Annotated in this window: 15 protein-coding genes; 9 read left to right on the top strand and 6 right to left on the bottom strand. The window is 75.6% G+C overall.

All coding sequences use genetic code 11. The features are described 5' to 3' along the window. Positions 1 to 3: 3 nt before the first annotated feature. From D450_RS0110175 to D450_RS0110165, 3 genes are all read left to right on the top strand, one after another. A complete protein-coding gene (locus tag D450_RS0110175; protein WP_017538563.1) occupies positions 4 to 1053 on the top strand; it encodes an iron-containing alcohol dehydrogenase family protein in 1050 nt (349 codons plus the stop codon). Next, on the top strand, positions 1031 to 1801 hold the full coding sequence (locus D450_RS0110170; RefSeq protein ID WP_017538562.1) for a CDP-alcohol phosphatidyltransferase family protein: 771 nt from the start codon (positions 1031 to 1033) through the stop codon (positions 1799 to 1801). Before D450_RS0110175 ends, D450_RS0110170 begins: the two co-directional genes overlap by 23 nt. A 225-nt stretch (positions 1802 to 2026) precedes the next feature. After that, positions 2027 to 2884 (top strand): glycosyltransferase family 2 protein, encoded by an 858-nt coding sequence (locus tag D450_RS0110165; protein ID WP_017538561.1) that lies wholly within the window; start codon positions 2027 to 2029, stop codon positions 2882 to 2884. Between the two features lie 16 nt (positions 2885 to 2900). Here D450_RS0110165 and D450_RS0110160 read toward each other — a convergent pair whose 3' ends face one another. From D450_RS0110160 to D450_RS0110145, 4 genes are all read right to left on the bottom strand, one after another. After that, complete coding sequence (locus tag D450_RS0110160) at positions 2901 to 3509, bottom strand: malonic semialdehyde reductase (RefSeq protein WP_017538560.1); 609 nt, start codon at positions 3507 to 3509, stop codon at positions 2901 to 2903. A gap of 121 nt (positions 3510 to 3630) precedes the next feature. After that, positions 3631 to 4764 carry a glycosyltransferase family 4 protein gene (locus D450_RS0110155; protein WP_039820335.1) on the bottom strand — a complete coding sequence of 378 codons (1134 nt, stop codon included), beginning with the start codon at positions 4762 to 4764 and terminating at the stop codon, positions 3631 to 3633. A gap of 195 nt (positions 4765 to 4959) precedes the next feature. Further along, the gene (locus D450_RS0110150; protein ID WP_017538558.1) at positions 4960 to 6282 is read right to left on the bottom strand and encodes a nucleotide sugar dehydrogenase; all 1323 of its coding nucleotides are present in this window, start codon (positions 6280 to 6282) and stop codon (positions 4960 to 4962) included. Positions 6283 to 6841: 559 nt separating this feature from the next. Beyond that, positions 6842 to 8551 (bottom strand): glycosyltransferase, encoded by a 1710-nt coding sequence (locus D450_RS0110145; protein ID WP_017538557.1) that lies wholly within the window; start codon positions 8549 to 8551, stop codon positions 6842 to 6844. Between the two features lie 122 nt (positions 8552 to 8673). Here D450_RS0110145 and wecB point away from each other — a divergent pair, with 122 nt between their 5' ends. From wecB to D450_RS0110130, 3 genes are all read left to right on the top strand, one after another. Next, the gene (gene wecB / locus D450_RS0110140) at positions 8674 to 9777 is read left to right on the top strand and encodes a non-hydrolyzing UDP-N-acetylglucosamine 2-epimerase (protein WP_017538556.1); all 1104 of its coding nucleotides are present in this window, start codon (positions 8674 to 8676) and stop codon (positions 9775 to 9777) included. After that, complete coding sequence (locus D450_RS0110135) at positions 9774 to 11456, top strand: hypothetical protein (protein WP_026128472.1); 1683 nt, start codon at positions 9774 to 9776, stop codon at positions 11454 to 11456. The genes wecB and D450_RS0110135 overlap by 4 nt, the downstream gene beginning before the upstream one ends. A gap of 68 nt (positions 11457 to 11524) precedes the next feature. Beyond that, complete coding sequence (locus D450_RS0110130; RefSeq protein ID WP_017538555.1) at positions 11525 to 13777, top strand: glycosyltransferase; 2253 nt, start codon at positions 11525 to 11527, stop codon at positions 13775 to 13777. 107 nt (positions 13778 to 13884) lie between these two features. Here the strand turns inward: D450_RS0110130 and D450_RS0110125 are convergent, their stop codons facing one another. Both D450_RS0110125 and D450_RS0110120 read right to left on the bottom strand, forming a co-directional pair. After that, positions 13885 to 15333: an LCP family protein gene (locus D450_RS0110125; RefSeq protein WP_017538554.1), complete on the bottom strand. Its 1449-nt coding sequence runs from the start codon at positions 15331 to 15333 to the stop codon at positions 13885 to 13887. 20 nt (positions 15334 to 15353) lie between these two features. Continuing rightward, on the bottom strand, positions 15354 to 16166 hold the full coding sequence (locus tag D450_RS0110120; protein ID WP_017538553.1) for a TIGR03089 family protein: 813 nt from the start codon (positions 16164 to 16166) through the stop codon (positions 15354 to 15356). A gap of 163 nt (positions 16167 to 16329) precedes the next feature. On the opposite strand from D450_RS0110120, the gene D450_RS33010 reads away from it, so the two are divergent. The 3 genes from D450_RS33010 (at position 16330) to D450_RS0110105 (ending at position 20918) form a co-directional block, all read left to right on the top strand. After that, positions 16330 to 17826, top strand: a complete 1497-nt coding sequence (locus D450_RS33010) for a serine/threonine-protein kinase (protein ID WP_051063568.1) — start codon at positions 16330 to 16332, stop codon at positions 17824 to 17826. A 69-nt stretch (positions 17827 to 17895) separates the two neighbouring features. Continuing rightward, the gene (locus D450_RS0110110; protein WP_017538552.1) at positions 17896 to 19953 is read left to right on the top strand and encodes a hypothetical protein; all 2058 of its coding nucleotides are present in this window, start codon (positions 17896 to 17898) and stop codon (positions 19951 to 19953) included. Positions 19954 to 19982: 29 nt separating this feature from the next. Next, positions 19983 to 20918, top strand: coding sequence for a glycosyltransferase family 2 protein (locus D450_RS0110105; RefSeq protein ID WP_026128470.1), 936 nt, complete (start codon positions 19983 to 19985; stop codon positions 20916 to 20918). The last annotated feature ends 9 nt before the right edge of the window (positions 20919 to 20927 follow it).

Raw genomic sequence — 20927 nt, 5'->3', positions numbered from 1 at the left:
CGGATGCTCCCGTCCCCGCTCACCATCGACGTGCGCCGGGGCGCCATCGCCTCCCTGGGGTCGGTCCTGTCCGACCGCCGCATCGCCGCCGAGGGCCGGATCGCCGTGGCGGTCGGCCCCGGCCAGGGCGAGCAGATCGCCGCGGACCTGGACATGCCCGACTGCGAGGTGTTCCAGGTCGAGGGGGGCAGCGTCGACACCGCCACCGAGCTGGGCAAGAAGCTGCGCTCGGGCGCCTATGAGGCGGTCGCCGGGATCGGCGGCGGCAAGACCATCGACGTGACCAAGTACGCCGCCTCCATGGCGGGGGTGCCGATGGTCGCCGTGGCCACCAACCTGGCCCACGACGGCATCTGCTCGCCCACCGCCTCCCTGGAGCACGAGAGCGGCAAGGGCACCTACGGGGTGTCCATGCCCATCGCGGTGGTCATCGACGTGGACTACGTGCGCGCGGCGCCGCAGCGGCTGGTCCGCTCCGGGGTGGGGGACGTGGTCTCCAACCTCTCGGCGATCGCCGACTGGGAGCTGGCCGGGCGCGAGCAGGGCGAGCCGGTGGACGGCATGGCCGTGACCTTCGCCCGGGTGGCCGCCGAGGCGGTGCTCTACCGCCCCGACTCGGTGGAGTCCGACGAGTTCCTCACCGTGCTGGCCGAGGCCCTGGTGCTGTCGGGCATGGCGATGTCGGTGGCCGGGTCCAGCCGCCCGGCCAGCGGCGGGTGCCACGAGATCCTGCACGCCGTCACCCACCTGTTCCCCGGGGTGAGCAACCACGGGGAGCTGGCCGGGATCGGCGCGCTGTTCGCGTACTTCCTGCGCACCCGGCACCTGGGCGAGGACGAGCGGCGGATGCGGGACATCCGCGCCTGCCTGGTCCGCCACGGGCTGCCCCTGACCCCCGGGGACGTGGGTCTGGACGAGGAGAAGTTCGCCCGCGCGGTCGCGCACGCCCCCGCCACCCGGCCGGGGCGCTACACCGTGCTGGAGCACCTGTCCCTGTCCGAGGACGAGATTCGGCGGAGCGTCGGTGAGTATGTCCAAACCGTCGGTCGCTGAGGTCCGCGCCGGGGGCCAGCCCGAAGGCGTCAAGGAGCGCGTCAACGAGGAGCACTGGGCCGGCCGCCTGTACATGCGCGACGTGTCCCCCTACGTCAGCACGGTCTTCGTGCGCATGGGCGTGCCGCCCAACCCCATCACCTACCTGATGATGGCCTTCGGCGTCCTGGCCGGCGCCGTGGTGGCCTTCGGGGGGCTGTGGGCCGCGCTGCTGGCCTTCGCCATGGTCCAGGTCTACCTGCTGCTCGACTGCGTCGACGGCGAGGTGGCGCGCTACACCGGCCGCACCAGCGTGGCCGGGATCTACCTGGACCGCATCGGCCACTACGTGTCCGAGATCGCCCTGCTCATCGGGCTGGGCGTGCGGGCGCAGGGGTCGTTCGAGGCCGGGGGCTGGGTCGTGGCCGGCATGGCCGCCGCCATCGGGGTGGCGCTGATCAAGGCCGAGACCGACAACGTGGTGGTGGCCCGGGCCAAGGCCGGGCTGCCGGAGCAGATCTCCCAGGAGGCCATGCGGCCCCGCTCGGCCGGGCTGAGCCTGGCCCGCAAGGCCGCCTCGGCGCTGCGCTTCCACCGCGTCATCCAGGCGGTGGAGCTGTCCCTGCTGCTGGTGGGCGCCGCCGTCGTGGACGCGGTCCGCGGCGACCTGGCCGCCACCCGGGTGCTGGTGGCGGTGTGCGTGGCGGTGGCCGTCCTGCAGACCGTGCTGCACCTGGTCAGCGTGCTGGCCTCGCGGCGCCTGGAGTAGTCGCGGGCGGCGCCCCGGCACGTCGGGCGCCGCCCCCTTCCCTGTGCGCGCGGGGGAAAACGATCCCTTATCTCTTCGTTATCGGGTTCGCGGGACGGTAATGTTCCGTCCACCCGCCGTCCACGCCTACGAACGGTTGCCATGAACCGACACGTGTCCGAGGAAGCGCCTCGTGAGACCACCGAAGGGTCTCTCGCGCCGGCGTCCAGCGGAGGTGCCGAGCGCTTGAAGATCTCGTGCGTCGTGCTGACCATGGGCAACCGCCCGGCGGAGCTGCGCCGCGCGGTCACCAGCGTGCTGGAGCAGCGCGGGGCCGACGTCGACGTGGTGGTCGTGGGCAACGGCGCGGACCTGCCCGAGCTGCCCGAGGGCGTGGCCACCCTGCGCCTGGCCGAGAACCTGGGCATCCCCGAGGGGCGCAACCAGGGGGCGGCCGCCACCGACGGCGACATCCTGCTCTTCCTCGACGACGACGGCTGGTACCGCTCGCCGGAGCTGTGCCGGCGCCTCGTCGACCGGTTCGCCGCCGATCCGGGGCTGGGGGCGCTCTCGTTCCGCATCGCCGACCCCGACGGCGGGCCGGACCAGCGCCGCCACGTGCCGCGGCTGCGCGCGGGCGATGCGCGCCGCTCCAGCCGGGTGACCACCTTCCTGGGCGGGGCGTGCGCGATCCGCCGCGCGGCCTTCGAGGCCGGCGGGGGGCTGCCCGGCGGGTTCTTCTACGCCCACGAGGAGACCGACCTGGCCTGGCGGATCCTGGACGCCGGCTACCACATCGAGTACGACGCCGAGTCGGTGATGTACCACCCGGCCACCGCGCCGACCCGGCACGCCGACTTCTACCGGCTCAACGCGCGCAACCGGGTCTGGCTGGCCCGGCGCAACCTGCCCTGGCCGCTGGCCGGGCTCTACCTGGCCAACTGGGTGGGCCTGACGGTGCTGCGGGAGCGCTCGGGTCCGGCGCTGCGCGCCTGGTTCCAGGGGTTCGCCGAGGGGTGGCGGACCGAGGCCGGCCCGCGCACCCCCATCTCCTGGGCGACGGCCTGGCGGATGGCCCGCGACGGCCGGCCGCCGATCCTCTAGGGGGCGCTCACCGCGCTCACAGCTCGGTCCACACGTCCTCGTAGTCCAGGCGGGGCAGCCGCGGGAACTCGTGCGGCCCGGCGGGCTCGCCGATGTTGACCGCCATGAAGGCGTGCAGCGCGGTGCCGGCGAAGAACTCGGCGTCCACCCCGGCGTGGTCGAAGCCGTTCATCGGGCCGGCGGCCAGCCCGGCCGCGCGCACGCCCAGGAGGAAGTAGCCGGCCTGCAGGTGCGCGTTGAGCTCGGCGGGGGCCCGGCGGCCCTCGGCGTCGGCGAAGACCTCGCGGACCATCCCGGCGCGGTCGGGGAAGAAGTCCTCGGCCCGCTCGTGGAAGTCGGCGTCGTAGGCGAGCACGGCGGTGAGCGGGGCGGCCCCGGTCTTGGCCCGGTTGCCCTCGGCCAGGTGCGGCAGCAGCCGCGCGCGGCCCTCGGCCGAGCGCAGCAGCAGCACCCGCAGGGGCTGGACGTTCATCGCCGTCGGCCCGTGCTTGACCAGGTCGTGCAGGGCGCGCAGCTTCTCCTCGGCCACGGGCCCGGGGCCGAAGGCGTTGGCCGAGCGGGCCTCGCGGAAGAGCAGGTCCTGAGCGTCCTTGGACAGGGCCAGCGGGTCGGCGCTCGCGGTCATGGGGTCTCCTCTCGTGCCGGGTCCGCGCACGATGTCCATGCATTTGCATGGAATCCGCGGACACCGGGGAAACCCCGCCCCCGCAGGGGCTATTCCGGCCCGGCGGCCGGTGTGGCGCACGCTACACCGGGGCGGGCGTGCGGCGCGGCAGGGTCCGCAGCCCCGGCTCGGCCCGGGCCCACTCCTCCAGCTGCCGGACGAACGCCTTGGCCTGCACGGGCCAGTGGTAGTGCTCCCGGGCGATCTCGTGGCCGGTCCGGGCGAACCGCGAGCGCAGCTGCGGGTCGCCGCGCAGCAGCAGCGCCGCCTCGGCGGCGGCGCGCGGGTCCCCGTGCGGGACCACCACCCCGCAGGCCCCCTCCGCCCGGCCGGAGACCAGCGCCTCGGCGGCCGGGGTGGGGGTGGTGATCACCGGCAGGCCGTGCGCCATGTACTCCACCACCTTGGTGGGCAGCGAGTGCCGGTAGTTGGGGGTGTCGTGCAGCAGGCTCACCCCGGCCATGGCCCCGCTGACCATGCGCAGCGCCCGGTCGTTGGGCACGAACCCGTACCAGCGCACCGCCCCCTCCTGCTGGGCCTCGCGCAGCAGCGGCCGCACCTTGGGGTCGGCGGCGCCGATCACGTCCACCCGCACCCCGTGCGGGCGCAGCATGCGTCCGGCCTCCACCAGCTCGCGGGCGCCCCGCGCCTCGGACAGGTGGCCCAGGTAGACGATGCGGTCGTGGCCGGGCTGGCGGGCCGGGCGCTCGGGCACCCAGGTGGTGTTGGGCACCACCGGGTGGTCGGCGGCGAACCGGGCCCGGTAGCCCTCCTCGGCCAGCACCAGGTGCATGCGCCGCTCGGCGCGGCGCTCGAAGGAGCGCACCAGCGGCGCCAGCGGCCGGCGCAGCGGCCGGGGCACCCACGGCTTGGTGAGCAGCGCGGCGGCCGCGTCCTCGTGCACGTCCCACACGGTGGCCGGGCGGCGGCGGGGCAGGGCCAGCAGCAGCTCGGGGTCGTGGAAGAGCAGCAGGTCGGCCTTTGGCGCGTGCTCGGCCAGGGCGGCCCGGGCGGCCCGCAGGGCGCGCAGCCGGCGCCGGCCCGCCGCGCGCGGCAGGTCCACCGCCTCCAGCTCGGGCCAGGGCGTCACCCCGCGCTCGCGGAAGGGAGCGGCGTAGGTGACCGAGTGGCCGGCCTCCAGCAGCGCGCGGACCTGCCGGTGCAGGATGCGCGCGTCCTCCGGGTGGTGGACCACGGTGGCCACGAGTGCGTGCATGAGCGCCTCCGCCTGATGCTCCATTTCCCGGGCCGGAGGAGAACCCGCCCGGGCGGGCGGCCGACCTTGTGGGGCCAACCTAGGCGCGGGCGGGAAACGGAGGGTGAATCCCGCGGTTACGCCCGGGGGTGGGGGCGATGAAGAAGCGGGGCCGCCCCCGGGTCCGGGGGCGGCCCCGCCGTGCGGGCGCGGGCCCTAGAGCACCTGCACGCCCTTGCGCTCGATCGGCGCGGTGGTGCGGCCCTGCGTCGGCACCTGCGGGTCCAGCCGGCGCAGCACGCCGCGGGTGTCCAGCAGCAGCCGGGCGTGCTCGGTGAGCAGCTTGGGCCGGTAGTCGGGGTGGTCGGTCAGCAGCACGGTCAGGTCGGCCTCGCGCAGCGCCTCCTCCAGGTCCAGGGCGCGCGGCACCGCGGAGCCGTTCACCGTCCACTCCTCCACGTAGGGGTCGTGGTAGGTGAGCGCGGCGCCCTTCTCGACCAGCTTGCGCGCCACCGGCCGGGCCGGCGACTCGCGCTGGTCGGCGATGCCGGCCTTGTAGGTGACGCCGAGCAGCAGCACGCGCGAGCGGGACAGCGCCAGCCCGGCGTCGTTGAGCAGCTCCTGGGCGCGCTGCATGACGTAGGAGGGCATGCGGGCGTTGATCTCCTGGGCCAGCTCCACGAACCGGAACGGGTAGCCCAGGGTCTTGACCTTGTAGGACAGGTAGTTGGGATCGATGGGGATGCAGTGCCCGCCGACGCCGGGGCCGGGGTAGAAGGCCTGGAAGCCGAACGGCTTGGTGGCGGCGCAGGCGATGGAGTCCCACAGGTCCACGCCCAGCTCCTGGCAGAACACCGCCATCTCGTTGACCAGGGCGATGTTGACGTGCCGGTAGGTGTTCTCCAGCAGCTTGGCCATCTCGGCCTCGCGGGTGCCGCGGGCGCGCACCACCTGGGAGACGAAGGCGCCGTAGAACCGGGCGGCCAGCTCGCCGCAGCGCTCGGTCATCCCGCCGACCACCTTGGGGGTGTTGGCCACCCCGAAGGCCGGGTTGCCGGGGTCGATGCGCTCGGGCGAGAAGGCCAGGTGGAAGTCGGCGCCGGCGACCAGGCCGGACTCCTCCAGCAGCGGCCGCAGCACCTCCTCGGTGGTGCCCGGGTAGGTGGTGGACTCCAGCACCACCAGGGTGCCCGGGCGCAGCCGCTCGGCGATCAGGCGCCCGGCCGAGGCGACGGCGCCCAGGTCGGGGCCGCCCTCGTCGGAGAGCGGGGTGGGCACGCAGACCACGATGGTCGAGGCGCGGCCCAGTACGTCGGGGTCGGCGGTGGCGGTGAAGCCCGCGCGCAGCATCTCGTCCACGTCCTCGGGGGACAGGTCGTCGATGTGCGAGGTGCCGGAGTTCAGACCGTCGACGACCGCGGGGCTGACGTCGAAGCCGGTGACCGCCATGCCGGCCCGGACGGCCTCCTGGGCCAGCGGGAGGCCGACGTATCCGAGGCCGATGACGGCCAGATCCGTTGTCGGGGTAGCGGCGTCCACAGGGCCCCTCACCTTCTTGGAAGCGGTGCTCGAAAGCAGCGGTGGAAAATCGATGGGTCGGGCGGTGTGTCGGGGTACGGTGCTCGCTTGGACTAGGGGGTGTTTCTTGGGTCAGGCCCTACTGCGCGACGCCCAGGCACGGCCCTCGCTGCGTTCTCATCAGTCGACGGCGCACCCGGGCCGACTCCTTCTTCGGCCTTGCGATGACCGCACCTGGACGCCGCTCGCTACGGACCTGACCCAAGAAACACCCCCTAGACGCCCGAGCGTAGTTCCGGGAGGACGCCGCACGGGTGCGGCGGCCAGCTCCGGACATCTCGCCGATGGGTGCATATCCGCTCCCGCGGAGCGGTATATGCGCGCCGTTCCGTCGGTCCCGGCGCTCCGGTGCAGGCGTCCGTCCCTGCAGGTCCCACAGGTCCCACGACGGTCACCGGTGTCCGTTTCGGTGTCCGATTTCTGACTGTACGGCGGTTTTCCCTGGTGGGTCCGCCGGAATTCCGTTCCGCCCGGAGGAATTAACTCGGGCGTCACTCAGGATTCCTTTCCCGCCCACGTTTCACACGGGCCGAAGGTCCGTGAACGAGCGGTAGGCCGTCGAATACCGCTCGGCCGCCGCCGCCCATGTCCGGTCCCGGCCGACCGCCGCGCGGGCCCTTGCGCCCAGCCGGGCGCGCTCGCCGGCGTCGCCGGCCAGCGCCCCCAGCAGGTCCGCCAGCGCCCCGGCGTCCTCCGGCGGCACCAGCGCCCCGGCCCCGCCCGGCTCCACCAGCTCGCGCAGCGCCGGCAGGTCCGAGGCGACCACCGGCAGCCCCCCGGCCATCGCCTCCACCGGCTTGAGCGGGGTGACCAGGCGGCACACCCGCTCGTCGCGGCGGGGCACCGCGAACACGTCCAGCGCGGCGTGGTGGGCGCGCACCCGGTCGGCCCCGACCCGGCCGGTGAAGTGCGCCGCGCCCTCCAGCCCCGCCTCGGCGGCCCTGCGGCGCAGCGCCGGCAGCTCGGGGCCGTCGCCGACGATGAGCGCGTGCGCGTCGGTGCCGCGCCCGCGCAGCACCGCCACCGCCTCCAGCAGGGTGTCCAGCCCCTCGTACCCGTAGCAGCTGGTGGTGGTCCCGGCCACGAAGGCGTCCGGGGCGATGCCCAGCCCCCGGCGCACCGGGGCGCCGTCCGGCAGCGGCTCCAGGAACGCCTCGTCGACCGCGTTGGGCACCACCAGGATCCGCTCCTCGGGGACACCGCGGGCGGCGATGTCGGCGCGCATCGCCGCGCCCAGGGTCACCACCAGGTCGGCCCCCAGCATGCACGCCGTCTCCTGGGCCCGCTCGGCCTGGTAGAAGGCGTCCGCGGGCGAGCGCGAAGGGTCCCGGGACAGCCAGGACTCCTCCAGGAAGCCCCGCACCTCGTAGACGACCGGCAGGCCGCGGGCGCGCCCCAGCTCCAGGGCGAGCCGCCCGTTGCGGTGGTTGGAGGCCGCGTGCAGCACCTGCGGGTCCAGCCGGTCCGCCAGCGCCCCGGCCAGGCGCACCCCGGCCCGCAGCTCCGCGCCGGCGCCGGCCGGGGCCCGCCAGGGCACCAGCCGGTGGTAGGCCACCCCGTCCACCAGCACCCGCGGCCGGGCGTCGGGCACCCCGGCCGAGACCGGGTGGCCCACCCGGGTCGCCACGTGCGGCTCCCACCCCGCCCCCCGCTGCGCCACCGCGATCCGGTGCGTCCGCTGGGTGTAGCCGGCGTTGGTGTGCGGCAGGGCGTTGGTCACCAGGTGCAGCACCCTCCCCCCGATCTGTGCTGATCGCCCACCGTTCACCGCGCCGTCGCGCACCGTTCTCCGCCCCCGGGCTACGGTGAGCGAGGGCGGGCGGACCGGCTCCGACGCCGAGGGGCCGGCGGCCACCGCGCGCCCCGACAGCAGGGCCGAGCGGCGCTCCAGCGACGCCCGGCGGCGGCCCGGCGGCAGCGCCGCGGCCAGCTCGTCGGCGAGTGCGGTGTCCCGCACGGCCAGGGCGAAGGCGGCCATCCGCGCCGCGGTGCGCGGCGGCGCACCGGCGCAGGCGCGCCGGGCGGTGCGGGCGGCGCCCGCGGCGTCCCCGGCGTCGGCGCGGGCGTAGGCGCGGCCCAGCGGTCCGCCCCGCGCGGCGGCTCCGCGGACGGCCCGGCGGAGCGGGGAGGGGAGGACGCGCAGCGCCAGCAGCGGGGCCCGGGCGGGCTCCTCGCGCAGGTGGCGCCAGGCCAGGGTGGCGGCATAGGAGGCCGCTCTGAGGGTGTGCAACACGATCGGTAGGCAACCACGCGGCGGTGTCGGCGCGGTGACGCCCGGGCGTCCCGCGCGCGTCGCAGGAGGAAAACACGCCGGTCCCGCGCGGACCGGGTGGGGAGCGAGGGAAGAGGTCGATGGCATTCCTGCACATCGTGGGCGCGCGCCCGAACTTCGTGAAGGCGGCACCGGTGGTGGCCGCCCTTGACCGGCGCGGCCAGGCCCAGCAGGTGCTGCACACCGGCCAGCACTACGACGAGCGCATGTCCGCGGTGTTCTTCCGCGACCTGGGGCTGCCCCGCCCCGACGCCGACCTGGGGGTGGGGTCGGGCTCGCACGCCGAGCAGACCGCCGCGCTGATGACCGGGCTGGAGCGGGAGTTCATCCGCCGTTCACCCGAGACGGTCATCGTCTACGGGGACGTGAACTCCACCGTGGCCGCCGCGCTCACCGCGGCCAAGCTCGGCATCACCGTGGCGCACGTGGAGGCCGGCCTGCGCTCCTTCGACCGGACCATGCCCGAGGAGGTCAACCGGGTGGTGACCGACCGGCTCTCCGACGTGTGCCTGGCCACCAGCGCCGACGCGGTCGCCCACCTCGCCGACGAGGGGCTGCCGGTGGACAGCGTCCACCTGGTGGGCAACCCGATGATCGACACCCTGACGGCCAACCTCGACCGGTTCGACGCCGACGCGCTGCGTGCGCGCCACGGCCTGCCGCAGGACTACGTGGCGGCCACCCTGCACCGGCCCGCCAACGTCGACGACCCCGAGGCGGTCGCCGGGCTGGTCACCGCCGTGCACGGGGTCGCCGACCGGGTCGACGTGGTGATGCCGGTGCACCCGCGCGGCAAGGCCGCCTTCGACGCCGCCGGGCTCGGCTCCCACCCCCGGGTGCACCTGCTGGAGCCGCTGGGCTACATCGACTTCGTGGCGCTGGTGCGCGGCGCCCGCGCCGTGGTCACCGACTCGGGGGGCGTGCAGGAGGAGACCACTATCCTCTCAGTGCCCTGCCTGACGCTGCGCCCCAACACCGAGAGGCCGGTCACCATCACCCACGGCACCAACCGCCTGGTCTCCCGGGAGGAGTTCGCCGAGCTGCCGGCCCTGGTCGCCAAGGCGGTCGCCGGCGAGCCGGTCAACGGCGCCCCCGCCGGCGCCGTCCCGCCGCTGTGGGACGGCCGGGCCGGGGAGCGCATCGCCGACGTGCTGTCCACCGTGCAAGGTAGGAAGAACCCGTGAAACGGCGAGAACAGTCCCAGACCGAACAGCTGCGCCGCGCCCTGAGCGAGCGCGAGGCCCAGCTCCAGGAGGCCCAGGCCCGCCTGGCCGCGCTGGAGGGCTCCACCTCGCTCCAGGTGGGCCGGGCGCTGACCTCCGCGGCCAAGCGCCCCGGCCGCGGCCTGGTGCGGCTNCCCCCCCCCCGGCCCCCCGCCCGCCGCAGGCCCGACCCGGTGCGCTCCTATGAGACCGAGCGCGAGGAGGCGCGGCTGCTCAGCGGCGCCCCCGGCGCGCCCGACGGGCGCCTGGCGGTGGCCGGGGTGCTCTCCGCCGAGGCCGCCGAGGCGGTGCGGCCCTACGTGCGGGTGGTCCCGCTGCTGCCGCACGACGCCCAGCCGGTCTTCGAGTCGGTCGACGTGGACGCGGTGCTGGTGAGCGCCTCGGCCGCGGCGCCGGGCGGGTGCGGCCCCTGGGCGCACACCGGGGACCCGGCCGCCGCCGACCGCACCCGCGCCCTGGCCTGGGTGCTGGAGGCGGCCGCGGCGCGCGGCGTGCCCACCGTGCTGCTGGCCGACGCCCCCGCCCCGCCCGCCCTGGCCCGGCTCGGCTTCGACCTGGTGCACGAGGGCGGCGCCGGGGTGCCGCTGCACCGGTTCAACCCGATCGCCGCCGACCCCGAGCGCTCCGCCGAGCCGGTGCGCCTGGCCGGGCCCCGCCCGGCCGGCGCGGCCGCCCGCCGGGTGCTCGGCGCGCTGGCCGAGGACGGGCTGCGCCCGGCCGAGGCGGCCTGGCAGGACCTGCCCGAGGTGCTGCGCTCCAGCTCGCTGGTGGTCGTGGAGGACGCCGGGGCCGCCGACCGCGCGCTGGCCTGCGGGGCCCGGGCCCTGCTGGTGGGCCGGCCCGGCGACGGCCCGGAGCGGGCGGCCGCGGTGCCGCCCGGCCCCGCCGGCGCCGATTCCGCCGCCCGCGAGCTGGAGCGGCTGCGCGCCGCCGGGCCCCTGCCGCCCGAGGAGGTGCGGGCGGTGCTGCGCTCGGTCTTCCTCACCGACGCCGTACCGGTCCGGCTGGCCGAGGTGTTCGGCCGGCTGGACTTCGCCCCCGGCTCGGCGGGCGCCTCGGCGGTGCTGGCCGGGCGCCGCGCCGCGGTGCTGGCCGCGCCCGCCGACGACACCGCCGCCCTGGCCCTCGCCGACGACCTGCTCAACCAGGACCTGGCCCCGGCCGAGGCGGTGGTGCCCGCCGAGGCGGCGCACCTGGCCGGGGTGGAGCGGCTGCGCTCCTTCGGGGTGCCGGTGCGCACCGCCGAGGGGGTGCCCGCCGACGGCCCCGGGCACCTGCGCTGGGCGGCGCTGGCCCGGGCCGCCTCGGCGCCCTGGGCGGTGCTGTGGCGGGAGGCCGGCGGGCCGGCGCTCCTGGCCGACCTGCTGTGCGCCGCCGAGTGCTCGGGGGCCGACGCGGTGGGCGCGGCCACCGTCCCCGGGGGCGGGGACGGCGCATGGGAGGCGGCCACCGCCGACCAGGACTACGTGTTCGTCGGCGCGGTCCGGCCCGACCTGGCCCGCACCGAGCTGGCCGGACGGGGCCTGGACCCGGGGCTGTGGAACCGGCACGGGGCCCGGCTGCTGGCGCTGGGGCCGCACCGCCGGGCGGGGGAGGCGGCCGGGGCCCCACAGGCGCGCAGCGCTCCCGGCGCGCCCTGAGCGTGCCCCGGGTGGAATCGGACGTTCCGCGGCGGCGGGCCCGCCGCCGCGGCCGTGAAAGGGAAGACGTGGACGACAATCGGCAAGGCCCCGAGGATCCGGGGCGCGGGCTGCGGGCCCTGGTGTACGGCGACGTCGACATGAACATCATGGACGGCTCCGCGGTGTGGGCGCAGTCCATGGTGCAGGCGCTGGCCGCCGCGGGGTGCGCGCCCACGCTGCTCCTCAAGGCCGAGGTCTCCACCGACCGGCTGACGGCGCCGCTGGAGCGCGACCCGGCGGTGGCCCTCCGCCGCCCCTACGAGGAGCGGCTCCTGGACGGCCTGGGGCCGCGCGGGCTCACCCCCGAGCAGGCGGTGGAGCTCATGGAGCGGCTGGACGCCCGGGAGCGCTTCGACCTGGTGGTGGTGCGCGGGCGCCGGCTGGCGGTGCTCGCCGCGCAGAGCGAGCGGCTCTCGGGGCGGCTGTGGACCTACCTGACCGATGTGCCGCAGAGCGTGCCCGAGCTCACCGCCGGCGCGGTCTCCGAGCTCACCGACATCGCCGTGGCCTCCCGGTTCCTGCTGTGCCAGACCGAGGAGCTGCGCGGCTTCCTGGAGGGCGCGGTGCCGGCCGCCTGCGGCAAGAGCGTGCTCTTCCCGCCGGTGGTGGTGCTGGAGCAGGACGCGCCCCGGGCGCGGCCGGCCGCCGCCCTGGACGGGCCGCTCCGCCTGGTCTACACCGGCAAGTTCGCGCCGCGCTGGAACACGCTGGAGATGGCCGGGCTGCCCGCGGCGCTGGCCGAGCGCGGCGTCCCCGCCGAGCTGCACATGGTCGGCGACAAGGTGCACCGGGACTCCCCGGAGTGGGCCCGCCGCATGTCCAAGGCGCTGGAGGGCACCGAGGGGCTGGTGGCGCACGGCGGGGTGCCCCGCGCCGAGGCGCTGCGCCTGGCGGCCGACTGCCACGTCGGGCTGTCCTGGCGCGACGAGGAGATGGACGCCAGCCTGGAGCTGTCCACCAAGGTCCTGGAGATGGGGGCGCTCGGGCTCCCGGTGGTGCTCAACCGCACCCCGATGCACGAGGCGCTGCTCGGTGAGGACTACCCGCTGTTCGCCGAGCCGGGCGCGGACGCCGAGGAGGTCGCCGACGCCCTGGCCCTGGCCGCCGACCCCGCGCTGCGCGCCGAGGCCGCCGAGCGGTGCCGGGCCGCGGCCGCCCGCTTCACCCTGGAGCGCGCCGCCGAGCGGCTCGGGTCCCTCCTGGAGGCCGCCTGCCCGGGCGGCCCCGAGGGCACCGACCCGCGCCGCCCGCTCAAGGTGGTCATCGCCGGGCACGACCTGAAGTTCTTCACCCGGCTGGCCGAGCACCTGACCTCGCTGCCCGGCCTGGACGTGCGCCTGGACGAGTGGGAGTCGCTGCGCGCCCACGACCAGTACCGCAGCCGGGAGCTGGCGTCCTGGGCGGACGTGGTGATCTGCGAGTGGTGCGGCCCCAACGCGCTGTTCTACGCCGAGCACAAGCGCCCGGGCCAGCGGCTGCTGGTGCGGCTGCACCGGTTCGAGCTCTACGCCGAGTGGCCGCGCAAGCTGGACATCGAGAAGGTGGACGCGGTGATCTGCGTCAGCCCCTACTACGCCCGGCTGACGCGGGAGCTGGCCGGGTGGCCGGCCGACAAGGTGGTCGTGCTGCCCAACTGGGTCGACACCGAGCAGCTGGACCGGCCCAAACTGCCCGGCGCCGAGTACACGCTGGGCATGATCGGCATCGCGCCCTCCCGCAAGCGGATCGACCGCGGCCTGGAGGTGCTGCGCGAGCTGCGCCGCCGGGACCGGCGGTTCACCCTGGCGGTCAAGTCCAAGCAGCCCTGGGACTACTGGTGGATCTGGAACCGGCCCGAGGAGCGCGAGTACTACGAGCGCGCCTACCGGGAGCTGCGCCGGGACCCGCTGCTGGCCGAGGGGGTGGTGTTCGACCCGTTCGGCCCGGACGTGGCCGCCTGGCTGCGCAGGATCGGCTTCACGCTGTCCACCAGCGACGACGAGAGCTTCCACCTGGCGCCGGCCGAGTGCGCCGCCTCCGGCGGGGTGCCGGCGGTGCTGACCTGGCCGGGCGCGGACACCATCTACTCGCGCCGGTGGCTGCACGAGGACCCGGCGGCGATGGCCGAGGCGATCCACGCCACCGTGGCCGAGGGGCGCTTCGACGCGGCGCGGCGCGCGGCCCGGGCCGAGATCCGGGAGAACTACGCGCTGGACAAGGTGTGCCGGATGTGGACCGGCCTGATCGTCAAGGGCGCGGTCCCCGAGCCGGTCGTCCTGGACCGGCCGGTCCCGGCGTGAGGACGGCAGCGTGACGACGGCGCTGTGACGACAACACCGTGACGACGGCGCAGGGCCCGCACCCCCCCAGGGGGTGCGGGCCCTCGGCGTTCCGGGTGCGGCCCGGGTCAGCCGCAGTCGACCTTGGCGTCGGCGGCGCTCTTGGAGTCGACATCGACACCGCCCGGGCCGTCGCCCCCGCCTCCGCCGGAGGAGGCCTTGAAGCCGTCCCAGTCCTGGGAGACGATCACCTGCACCGTCTCGCCGAGGGCGGGGTTCTCCTCGGTGGCGGCGTTGGTGAACGTCTCGGCGACCGCCTCGGCGGCGGCCTTCTGGCCGGACCCGTAGTAGACGGTGGTCTGCGGGGGCACCTGCCCGGTGGGGTTGCCCGTGCCGGCGGGCTGGAAGCCTCGGGTGGTCAGCCCGGTGGAGACCTCGTCGGCCAGTCCGGGGATGCCGGTGCCGTTGAGCACCTCCACCGAGACCTCGGAGGGGTCGGCCTCCTCCTTCTCGCCGCCCCCGCCGGAGCCGCCCTCCTCCTCGTCGGGGTCCCCGCTGATCTCGTCGGCGGCGACCTGCTTCCACAGCTCGGTGGCCTTGGGCTCGGACCAGATGACGCGGTTGGGGTCGGCCGGGTGGGGGCCGTTGGGCACGGTGATGAACTGGACGTCGCCCAGGTCCACCTCGCGCATGGCCACCGCGATGTCGCCCATGGTGGACACGGTCAGACCGTCGTCGGTGGTCAGCGACTCGGCGACCGACCCCATGAAGCTGTTGACGGTGGTCGGGCTGGAGAGCGTGTCACCGCTCATCACCTCTTTGAGCATGGCGCCCATGAAGTCCTGCTGGCGGTCGATGCGCGCCAGGTCGCTGCCGTCGCCCTGGCCCTTGCGGGAGCGCACGTAGCCCAGCGCCTCCTCGCCGTCGAGCGTCTGCTCGCCGGCCTCGAGGTTCAGGTTCCCGGCCTTCTTGTCCCGGACCGGCTCGGGGATGCACATGGTGACCCCGCCCACGGCGTCCACCATGTCCTTGAAGCCGACGAAGTCGAGGCTGACGAAGTGGTCGATGTGCACGTCGGTCAGGTCCTCGACGGTCTTCCACAGGCACTGGACGCCGCCGCTGTTCATGGCCTCGCCGATCATGGCCGTGTGCGCCTGCTGGCCGGGCTTGTCGCCCTTGGGCTCGCAGGCGGGCATGTCGACGATGGAGTCCCGCGGGATGTTGACCAGCGTGGCGGTCTCCTTCTCCGGGGAGATGTGCGCGACGGCGAGCACGTCCGGGCGCTCCCCCTCGGCGTCGCCGTAATCGGCGTTGTCACCGCTGCGCACGTCGGAGCCGATGATCATGATGTTCATGACCCCGTCGACGCGGGTGGGGCGGTCGCCCCACTCGTCGAAGTCGATCTCCTCCTGGCTGATCTTGTTGTAGATGTTGAAGTAGACGCCGTAGCCGGCCAGCAGGCTGCAGATGACCAGCCCGGTGGAGACCATGGCGATGATGCGGGCGGGCGAGGCGGCCCGCCGGGCCGCGGCGTGACCCCGCGTGGAGCCGCGTGAGGAGGGGCGTTTTCTCGGCATCGGGAACCAATGACTAGACGTCAGGACAGAGGCCTGATGCCGCCCGAGGGCGCGGGGGTGCCGGGCGGTGCGCCGACGAGGGCCGTGGCGCGCTCCATATCAAGCCGTGATTGCAGGTTAGCCGAATCGATACTCGGGGTGAGGACGAGCGGCACGGCGCGGGAGAGGGGGGCGAGGAGCCGCGACAGGTCGGTTCCCAGTGCCCCCAGGGGCTCCCGTGCCGAGGTGATGATAGCCACACGGTCGCCGTCGGTCAGCTCCCAGGTCCGCGCCAGCGCGCGGGCGGCCCCGGTCAGCTCGGCCGCGGTGAACGTCCGGCCGCCGGACTCCAGGGCCGGGCGGCCGGGATCGGCCGCGGCGGGGACCGGCGTGTGGTGGTCACCGTACCCGCGCACCTCGTCGGCGTAGTCCAGGGCGGCCGGGGGGCAGTCCGGCAGCGGCGCCCCCAGGGGGTGCAGGGAGGCGGCGACCGCCTCCCGCGCGCCGCCGTCCAGTGCGGCCCCGATCCGGTCGGCGTCGGCCACCGCGATGTCGGCGTCCGGGACCGTGCCGGCGTCGGCGGGCAGTACCGGGACGGCCCCCACCGACCAGCACGCCACCAGCCAGGCCAGGCTCTGCCAGTGCACCGGCAGGGCCAGGGCCACGCGCTCGCCGGGGACCGTGCCGAACCCGTCGGCCAGCATGTTGGCGGTCTTGGCGACCCAGTTGCCGAAGGTGGCGCCGGACAGCTCCACACGCCCGCCGGCGGGGCCGTCGTAGGCGGTCACGAAGGGGCGCGCCGGGTCGCGGGCGAGGGCGTCGCGCCACAGCTGGGCAGGGGTGTCCGCGGGCACAGGAGGGTCCTCCGCTGGTTCGGCGTCCCCGCCGGGGCGGGCTGGGGGAGGGCGGGGCCGGACACATGCTACTGGCCCGTCGGCCCATGATCACGCCGGGGCGCGCGCGGACGTGGGCTACCGTCGCAGTGGTGCACCGACGACCCCCGGGAGGACCGCAGCCGTGCCCGAGCCCCGCCCCCTGAGCGACGCCGATCCGCGCCGGATCGGGCGCTACCGGATCATCGGCCGCCTCGGAGAGGGCGGCCAGGGCACCGTCTACCTGGGCGAGGCGCCCGACGGCGCCCGCGCGGCGGTCAAGACGCTGGGCGCCCGCTCCCTGGAGGACCCCTCGATGCGCGAGCGCTTCACCCGCGAGGCCGAGGCGGCCCGCCGGGTGGCGTCGTTCTGCACCGCGGCGGTGCTCGACGCCGACTTCGCGGCCGAGCCGCCCTACATCGCCAGCGAGTACGTGGACGGGCCGTCGCTGGCCCAGGCGGTGCGCGAGGGCGGGCCGCTGTCCGGCGGCGACCTGGAGCGGCTGGCGGTCAACACCGCGACCGCGCTGGTGGCGGTGCACGAGGCGGGGATCGTCCACCGGGACCTCAAGCCCGAGAACGTCCTGCTGGGGCAGGGCGGGGCGCGGGTCATCGACTTCGGGGTGGCGCAGGTGCCGCTGGCCGACGGGCGGCGCACCGCCACCGCGATCGGCACCCCGGCGTTCATGGCCCCCGAGCAGGTCTCCGGGGCCGTGGTGGGGCCGGCCGCCGACGTGTACGCCTGGGGCGCGGTCACCGCCTTCGCCGCGACCGGCAGGGCGCCCTTCCGGGGGGACACCGTGCCCGAGGTGCTCCACCGGGTGCTGCACGGCGCGCCCGACGTGGAGGGGGTCCCCGAGCGGCTGCGACCCCTGGTGGAGGCGGCCCTGGCCAAGGAGCCGGAGCGGCGCCCGGGCTCCGAGGACCTGCTGATGGCGCTGCTGGGCCGCAGGCCCGCCGCGCCCGCGGCGGGCGCCACCGCGCCGCTCGCCGGGGGCGCCGGGACCACCGCACTGCTTCCCGAGGAGCCCCGGGAAGGCGAGCACCGGGGCCGGCGGCGCACCGGCCCGTGGATCGCCGCGGCGGCCGGGGGCGTCCTCGCCCTGGCCGCGTTGGCCCTGGTGTCGGCCATGGCCGCCGGCCTGCTGCCGCTGCCCGGCGGGGCCCCGAGCGCGTCCGAGGAGACCCCCGACGCCGCCGGGTCGGGCACGCCGGAAGGCTCCCCGGAGTCCTCGCCGGAGCCGTCGCCGGAGCCCAGTGCGGAACCGTCCCCCACGCCGACCGGACCGTCGTCGGCACCGGTGCCGGCCCCGGTGTTCACCGCGGACTTCGAGGGCGACTGGCAGGGCAACGCCGGAGTGGACCTGTGGGAGATGCAGATCGACGAGGGCGAGCGCACGGCGGTCCTGGAGAGTGCCGAGGACGGCGACTGCTACCGGGAACTGACCCTGGTGCGCGGGTGGCAGGACCCCGCCGAGGGGTTCGTGGCCGAGGTCACCGAAGTCGGCGAGGGCGAGGAGGGGGAGTGCGCCGCCGCCACCGGCGGGGCGACCCGCCTCACTCTGGAGGACGAGGTCCTCACGGTCACCACCGACGGCCCCGACTCGACCGAGGGCGACCTGCTCATGCGCCGTGAGGAGTAGTCCCTCTCCTTCGTTCCGCCCAGCGGGGCGGAATCGGCCTGTGCGGCCTTCAGTGGCACAGTAACCTCCATGCCCCGCAATCCCGGCCGCCTGTTCGCCCGTGCCACGGTGCTGCCCGCCTTCGCCCTGGCGGGGTGGTTGCTGGTGGCCTTCCCGCTGCTGCTGATCGGATGGTTCACCCCTCTCGCGGGGCTGGCCGCCGGGGTCCCCGCCGTCGCCCTGGCCTCCTACGCGGCCGTGCGCTGGACGCCGGACCCGCAGGGGGAGCCGCCGCCCTGGTGGCCCGTGGCCGCGACACTGCTCGTCGCGGCGGCCTTCACGGCCGTGCAGCTCGCCTACCACGCCGAGGCGCTGGTGATCCGCCGCGACCCCGCCTCCTATGCCCAGTACACGATCTGGATCGCGCAGCACGGATCGCTGCCGATCCCGCAGGGCCGTGAGCTCATCGCCGGGGACGACCCCGGGCTGAGCTACGGCAGCCTCGCCTACTACGAGGTGGGCGAGGAGATCTGGCCGCAGTTCCTGGCCGGGGCGCCGCTGCTGTACGCGGTCGGTCTCTGGATCGCCGGCCCGGCCGGCATGGTGCTGGTCCCGCCGGTCGTCGGCGGGCTGGCCGTGCTGGCCTTCGGCGGGCTGGCGGCCCGCCTGGCGGGCGCGCGCTGGGCGCCCCTGGCCGCGCTGGTGCTGGCCCTGGCGCTGCCCGAGCAGTGGGCGAGCCGTTCCACCTACAGCGAACCGGTGGCCCAGCTGCTGATGCTGGGGGCGCTGGCGGTGGCGGTGGACGCCCTGGCCGAGCGGGTGCCGCTGCGCGGCCGGTGGGGGCGGCCGCACCTGCTGGCGGGCGCCGCCGGACTGATGTTCGGGCTGGGCCTGGTCGTGCGCATCGACATGCTGCGCGACGCCCTGCCGGTGGTGGCCGTGGCCGGCCTGCTGCTGCTCGCCCGGCGCGGGCAGGCGGTCCCGCTGGCGCTCGGGCTGGCGGTGGGCACCGGGTACGGCCTGGTGGCCGGGTTCGGGCTGTCCCGCCCCTACCTGGACCACCTGTCGGCCTCGCTGGACCCGCTGCTGCTGATCTGCGCGGCGGTGGCGGCCGCCACCGCGGTGGCCGCGGCCCTGCTGTGGAGGCACGGGGGGCCGCGCACCGACCGGCCGCCGTGGCTGCCGACCGCCGCCGCGGTGCTGGTGGGCCTGGTGGCGGTCGGGCTGGCGCTGCGCCCGCTGCTGTGGCCCGAGTACGGGCACGGGGACGAGGCCACCGCCTCCTTCGTCGGCCAGCTGCAGCGGCTGGAGGGCCTGGAGTACGACCCGGACCGCAACTACGAGGACATGAGCCTGTACTGGGTGGGCTGGTACCTGGGGCTGGGCACGGTGCTGTTCGGGGTGCTCGGGGCCTGCCTGCTCACCCGCAGGGTGCTCCAGCGGCGCGAGCCGCACTGGGTGCTGCCGCTGGCGGTGGCGGCCTGGTCGGTGGCGGCCACGCTGGCCCGGCCGGCGATCACCCCCGACCACCCGTGGGCGTCCCGGCGGCTGGTGGTGCTCGTGCTCCCGGCGTTCGTGCTGCTGGCCGTGTGGTTCCTGGCCTGGGCCGGGCGCCGGGTGGAGGAGCTGTCCCGGACGGGGGCGGGCTCCGGCGGGCGGGCGGTGGTGCCCGTGGTGGCCGCGGCGGGCGCGGCGGCAATGCTCGTCCCGACCGCCGCCACCGCCGCGCGCGGCCTGGACTACCGCTCCGACGCCGGCACGGTCCGGGCGGCCGAGCGGTTGTGCGCCGCGATCCCCGACGACGCGAGCGTGGTGCTGGTCGACGGGGTCGGCCACTACTACGGGCAGCTGATCCGGGGGATGTGCGACGTGCCGGTGGCCGCGGCGGCCGACGGGGCGGCCGTGGTGCGGGCCGCGGAAGGCATCGACGCGCGCGGGCGCACCCCCGTCCTGGCGGCGGAGAAGGAGGGGCCGCTGCGCGCCCACGCGCCGCCCGGCGCGCGGATCGAGCACCCCTTCCATGTGCGCGCCGACCAGGACCCGAGCACCCTGATGGAGCCGCCGTCGGGGCCGTGGGCCTTCCACGGCGACGTGTGGGTGGCGGTGCTCCCCGACGAACTGCCGCCCGCCCGAGGGGAGGGCCGGTGAACGAGGACGGAAAGAGCCCGGTGGAACCAGTGGAACAGCGGCCCGCGGAGCAGGGGGCCCAGGAGCAAGGGGCCCCGACCCCCGATGTGAGCATCGTGCTGCCCTGCTACAACGAGGAGACCCATGTGGTGGCGGAGGTGGAGCGCATCTGCGCCGCCATGGACGCCTCGGGCTACACCTACGAGCTGCTGGCCTTCGACGACGCCTCCGGCGACGGCACGCTCGCGCAGCTGCGCGAGGCCGAGCGGCGCCTGCCCTGCCTGGAGGTGATCGCCTTCGGGCACAACGGCGGGGCCGGGACGGTGCGCCGGATCGGCAGCCGGCGCGCCCGCGGCGAGATCGTGGTGTGGACCGACGCCGACATGACCTACCCGAACGAGCGCATCCCCGAGCTGGTCCGGACGGTGCTGGAGGACCCGGCGGTCGACCAGGCGGTGGGGGCGCGGCGGCAGGAGGCGGGCTCGCACCGGCTGCTGCGGATCCCCGCCAAGTGGGCCATCCGCAAGATCGCCGAGCGCCTGACCAACACCCGCATCCCCGACCTGAACTCCGGGCTGCGGGCGTTCCGCCGGAAGGTGGCGCTGCCCTACCTGCGGCTGCTGCCGCCGGGGTTCTCCTGCGTCACCACCATCACCCTGGCGTTCCTGTCCAACCAGCACCGGATCGTCTACGTGCCGATCGACTACGCCAAGCGGTCGGGGGACTCCAAGTTCCACTTCGTGCGCGACGCCTACCGGTACATCCTGCAGGTGCTGCGGATGGTCATGTACTTCAACCCGCTCAAGGTGCTGATGCCCCCGGCGCTGTGGCTGCTGGGGATCGGCACCGCCAAGTTCGTCTTCGACCAGGTGCGCAACCCGCTCTACATCCCCAACAACACGGTGATGCTGCTGATGACGGGGCTGATCGTGGGGGCCATGGCGCTGCTGGCCGACCTGATCGTGCGCTCGCGCAACGGCGTGTAGGGGAGGGGC

It is taken from the genome of Nocardiopsis halophila DSM 44494, from assembly GCF_000341245.1.
GTDB classification, from domain to species: Bacteria; Actinomycetota; Actinomycetes; order Streptosporangiales; family Streptosporangiaceae; genus Nocardiopsis_A; species Nocardiopsis_A halophila.
The sequence above is the reverse complement of the archived record's forward strand: the minus strand, read 5'-3'. Positions and strand labels throughout refer to the sequence as shown.

What these genes read in the sequence shown, in the direction of transcription:
- D450_RS0110175 (WP_017538563.1), top strand. Translation starts at nt 4, where the DNA reads ATGCTCCCGTCCCCGCTCACCATCGACGTGCGCCGGGGCGCCATCGCC.
- D450_RS0110170 (WP_017538562.1), top strand. Translation starts at nt 1,031, where the DNA reads ATGTCCAAACCGTCGGTCGCTGAGGTCCGCGCCGGGGGCCAGCCCGAA.
- D450_RS0110160 (WP_017538560.1), bottom strand. Translation starts at nt 3,509, where the DNA reads ATGACCGCGAGCGCCGACCCGCTGGCCCTGTCCAAGGACGCTCAGGAC.
- D450_RS0110155 (WP_039820335.1), bottom strand. Translation starts at nt 4,764, where the DNA reads ATGCACGCACTCGTGGCCACCGTGGTCCACCACCCGGAGGACGCGCGC.
- wecB (WP_017538556.1), top strand. Translation starts at nt 8,674, where the DNA reads ATGGCATTCCTGCACATCGTGGGCGCGCGCCCGAACTTCGTGAAGGCG.
- D450_RS0110125 (WP_017538554.1), bottom strand. Translation starts at nt 15,333, where the DNA reads ATGCCGAGAAAACGCCCCTCCTCACGCGGCTCCACGCGGGGTCACGCC.
- D450_RS0110110 (WP_017538552.1), top strand. Translation starts at nt 17,896, where the DNA reads ATGCCCCGCAATCCCGGCCGCCTGTTCGCCCGTGCCACGGTGCTGCCC.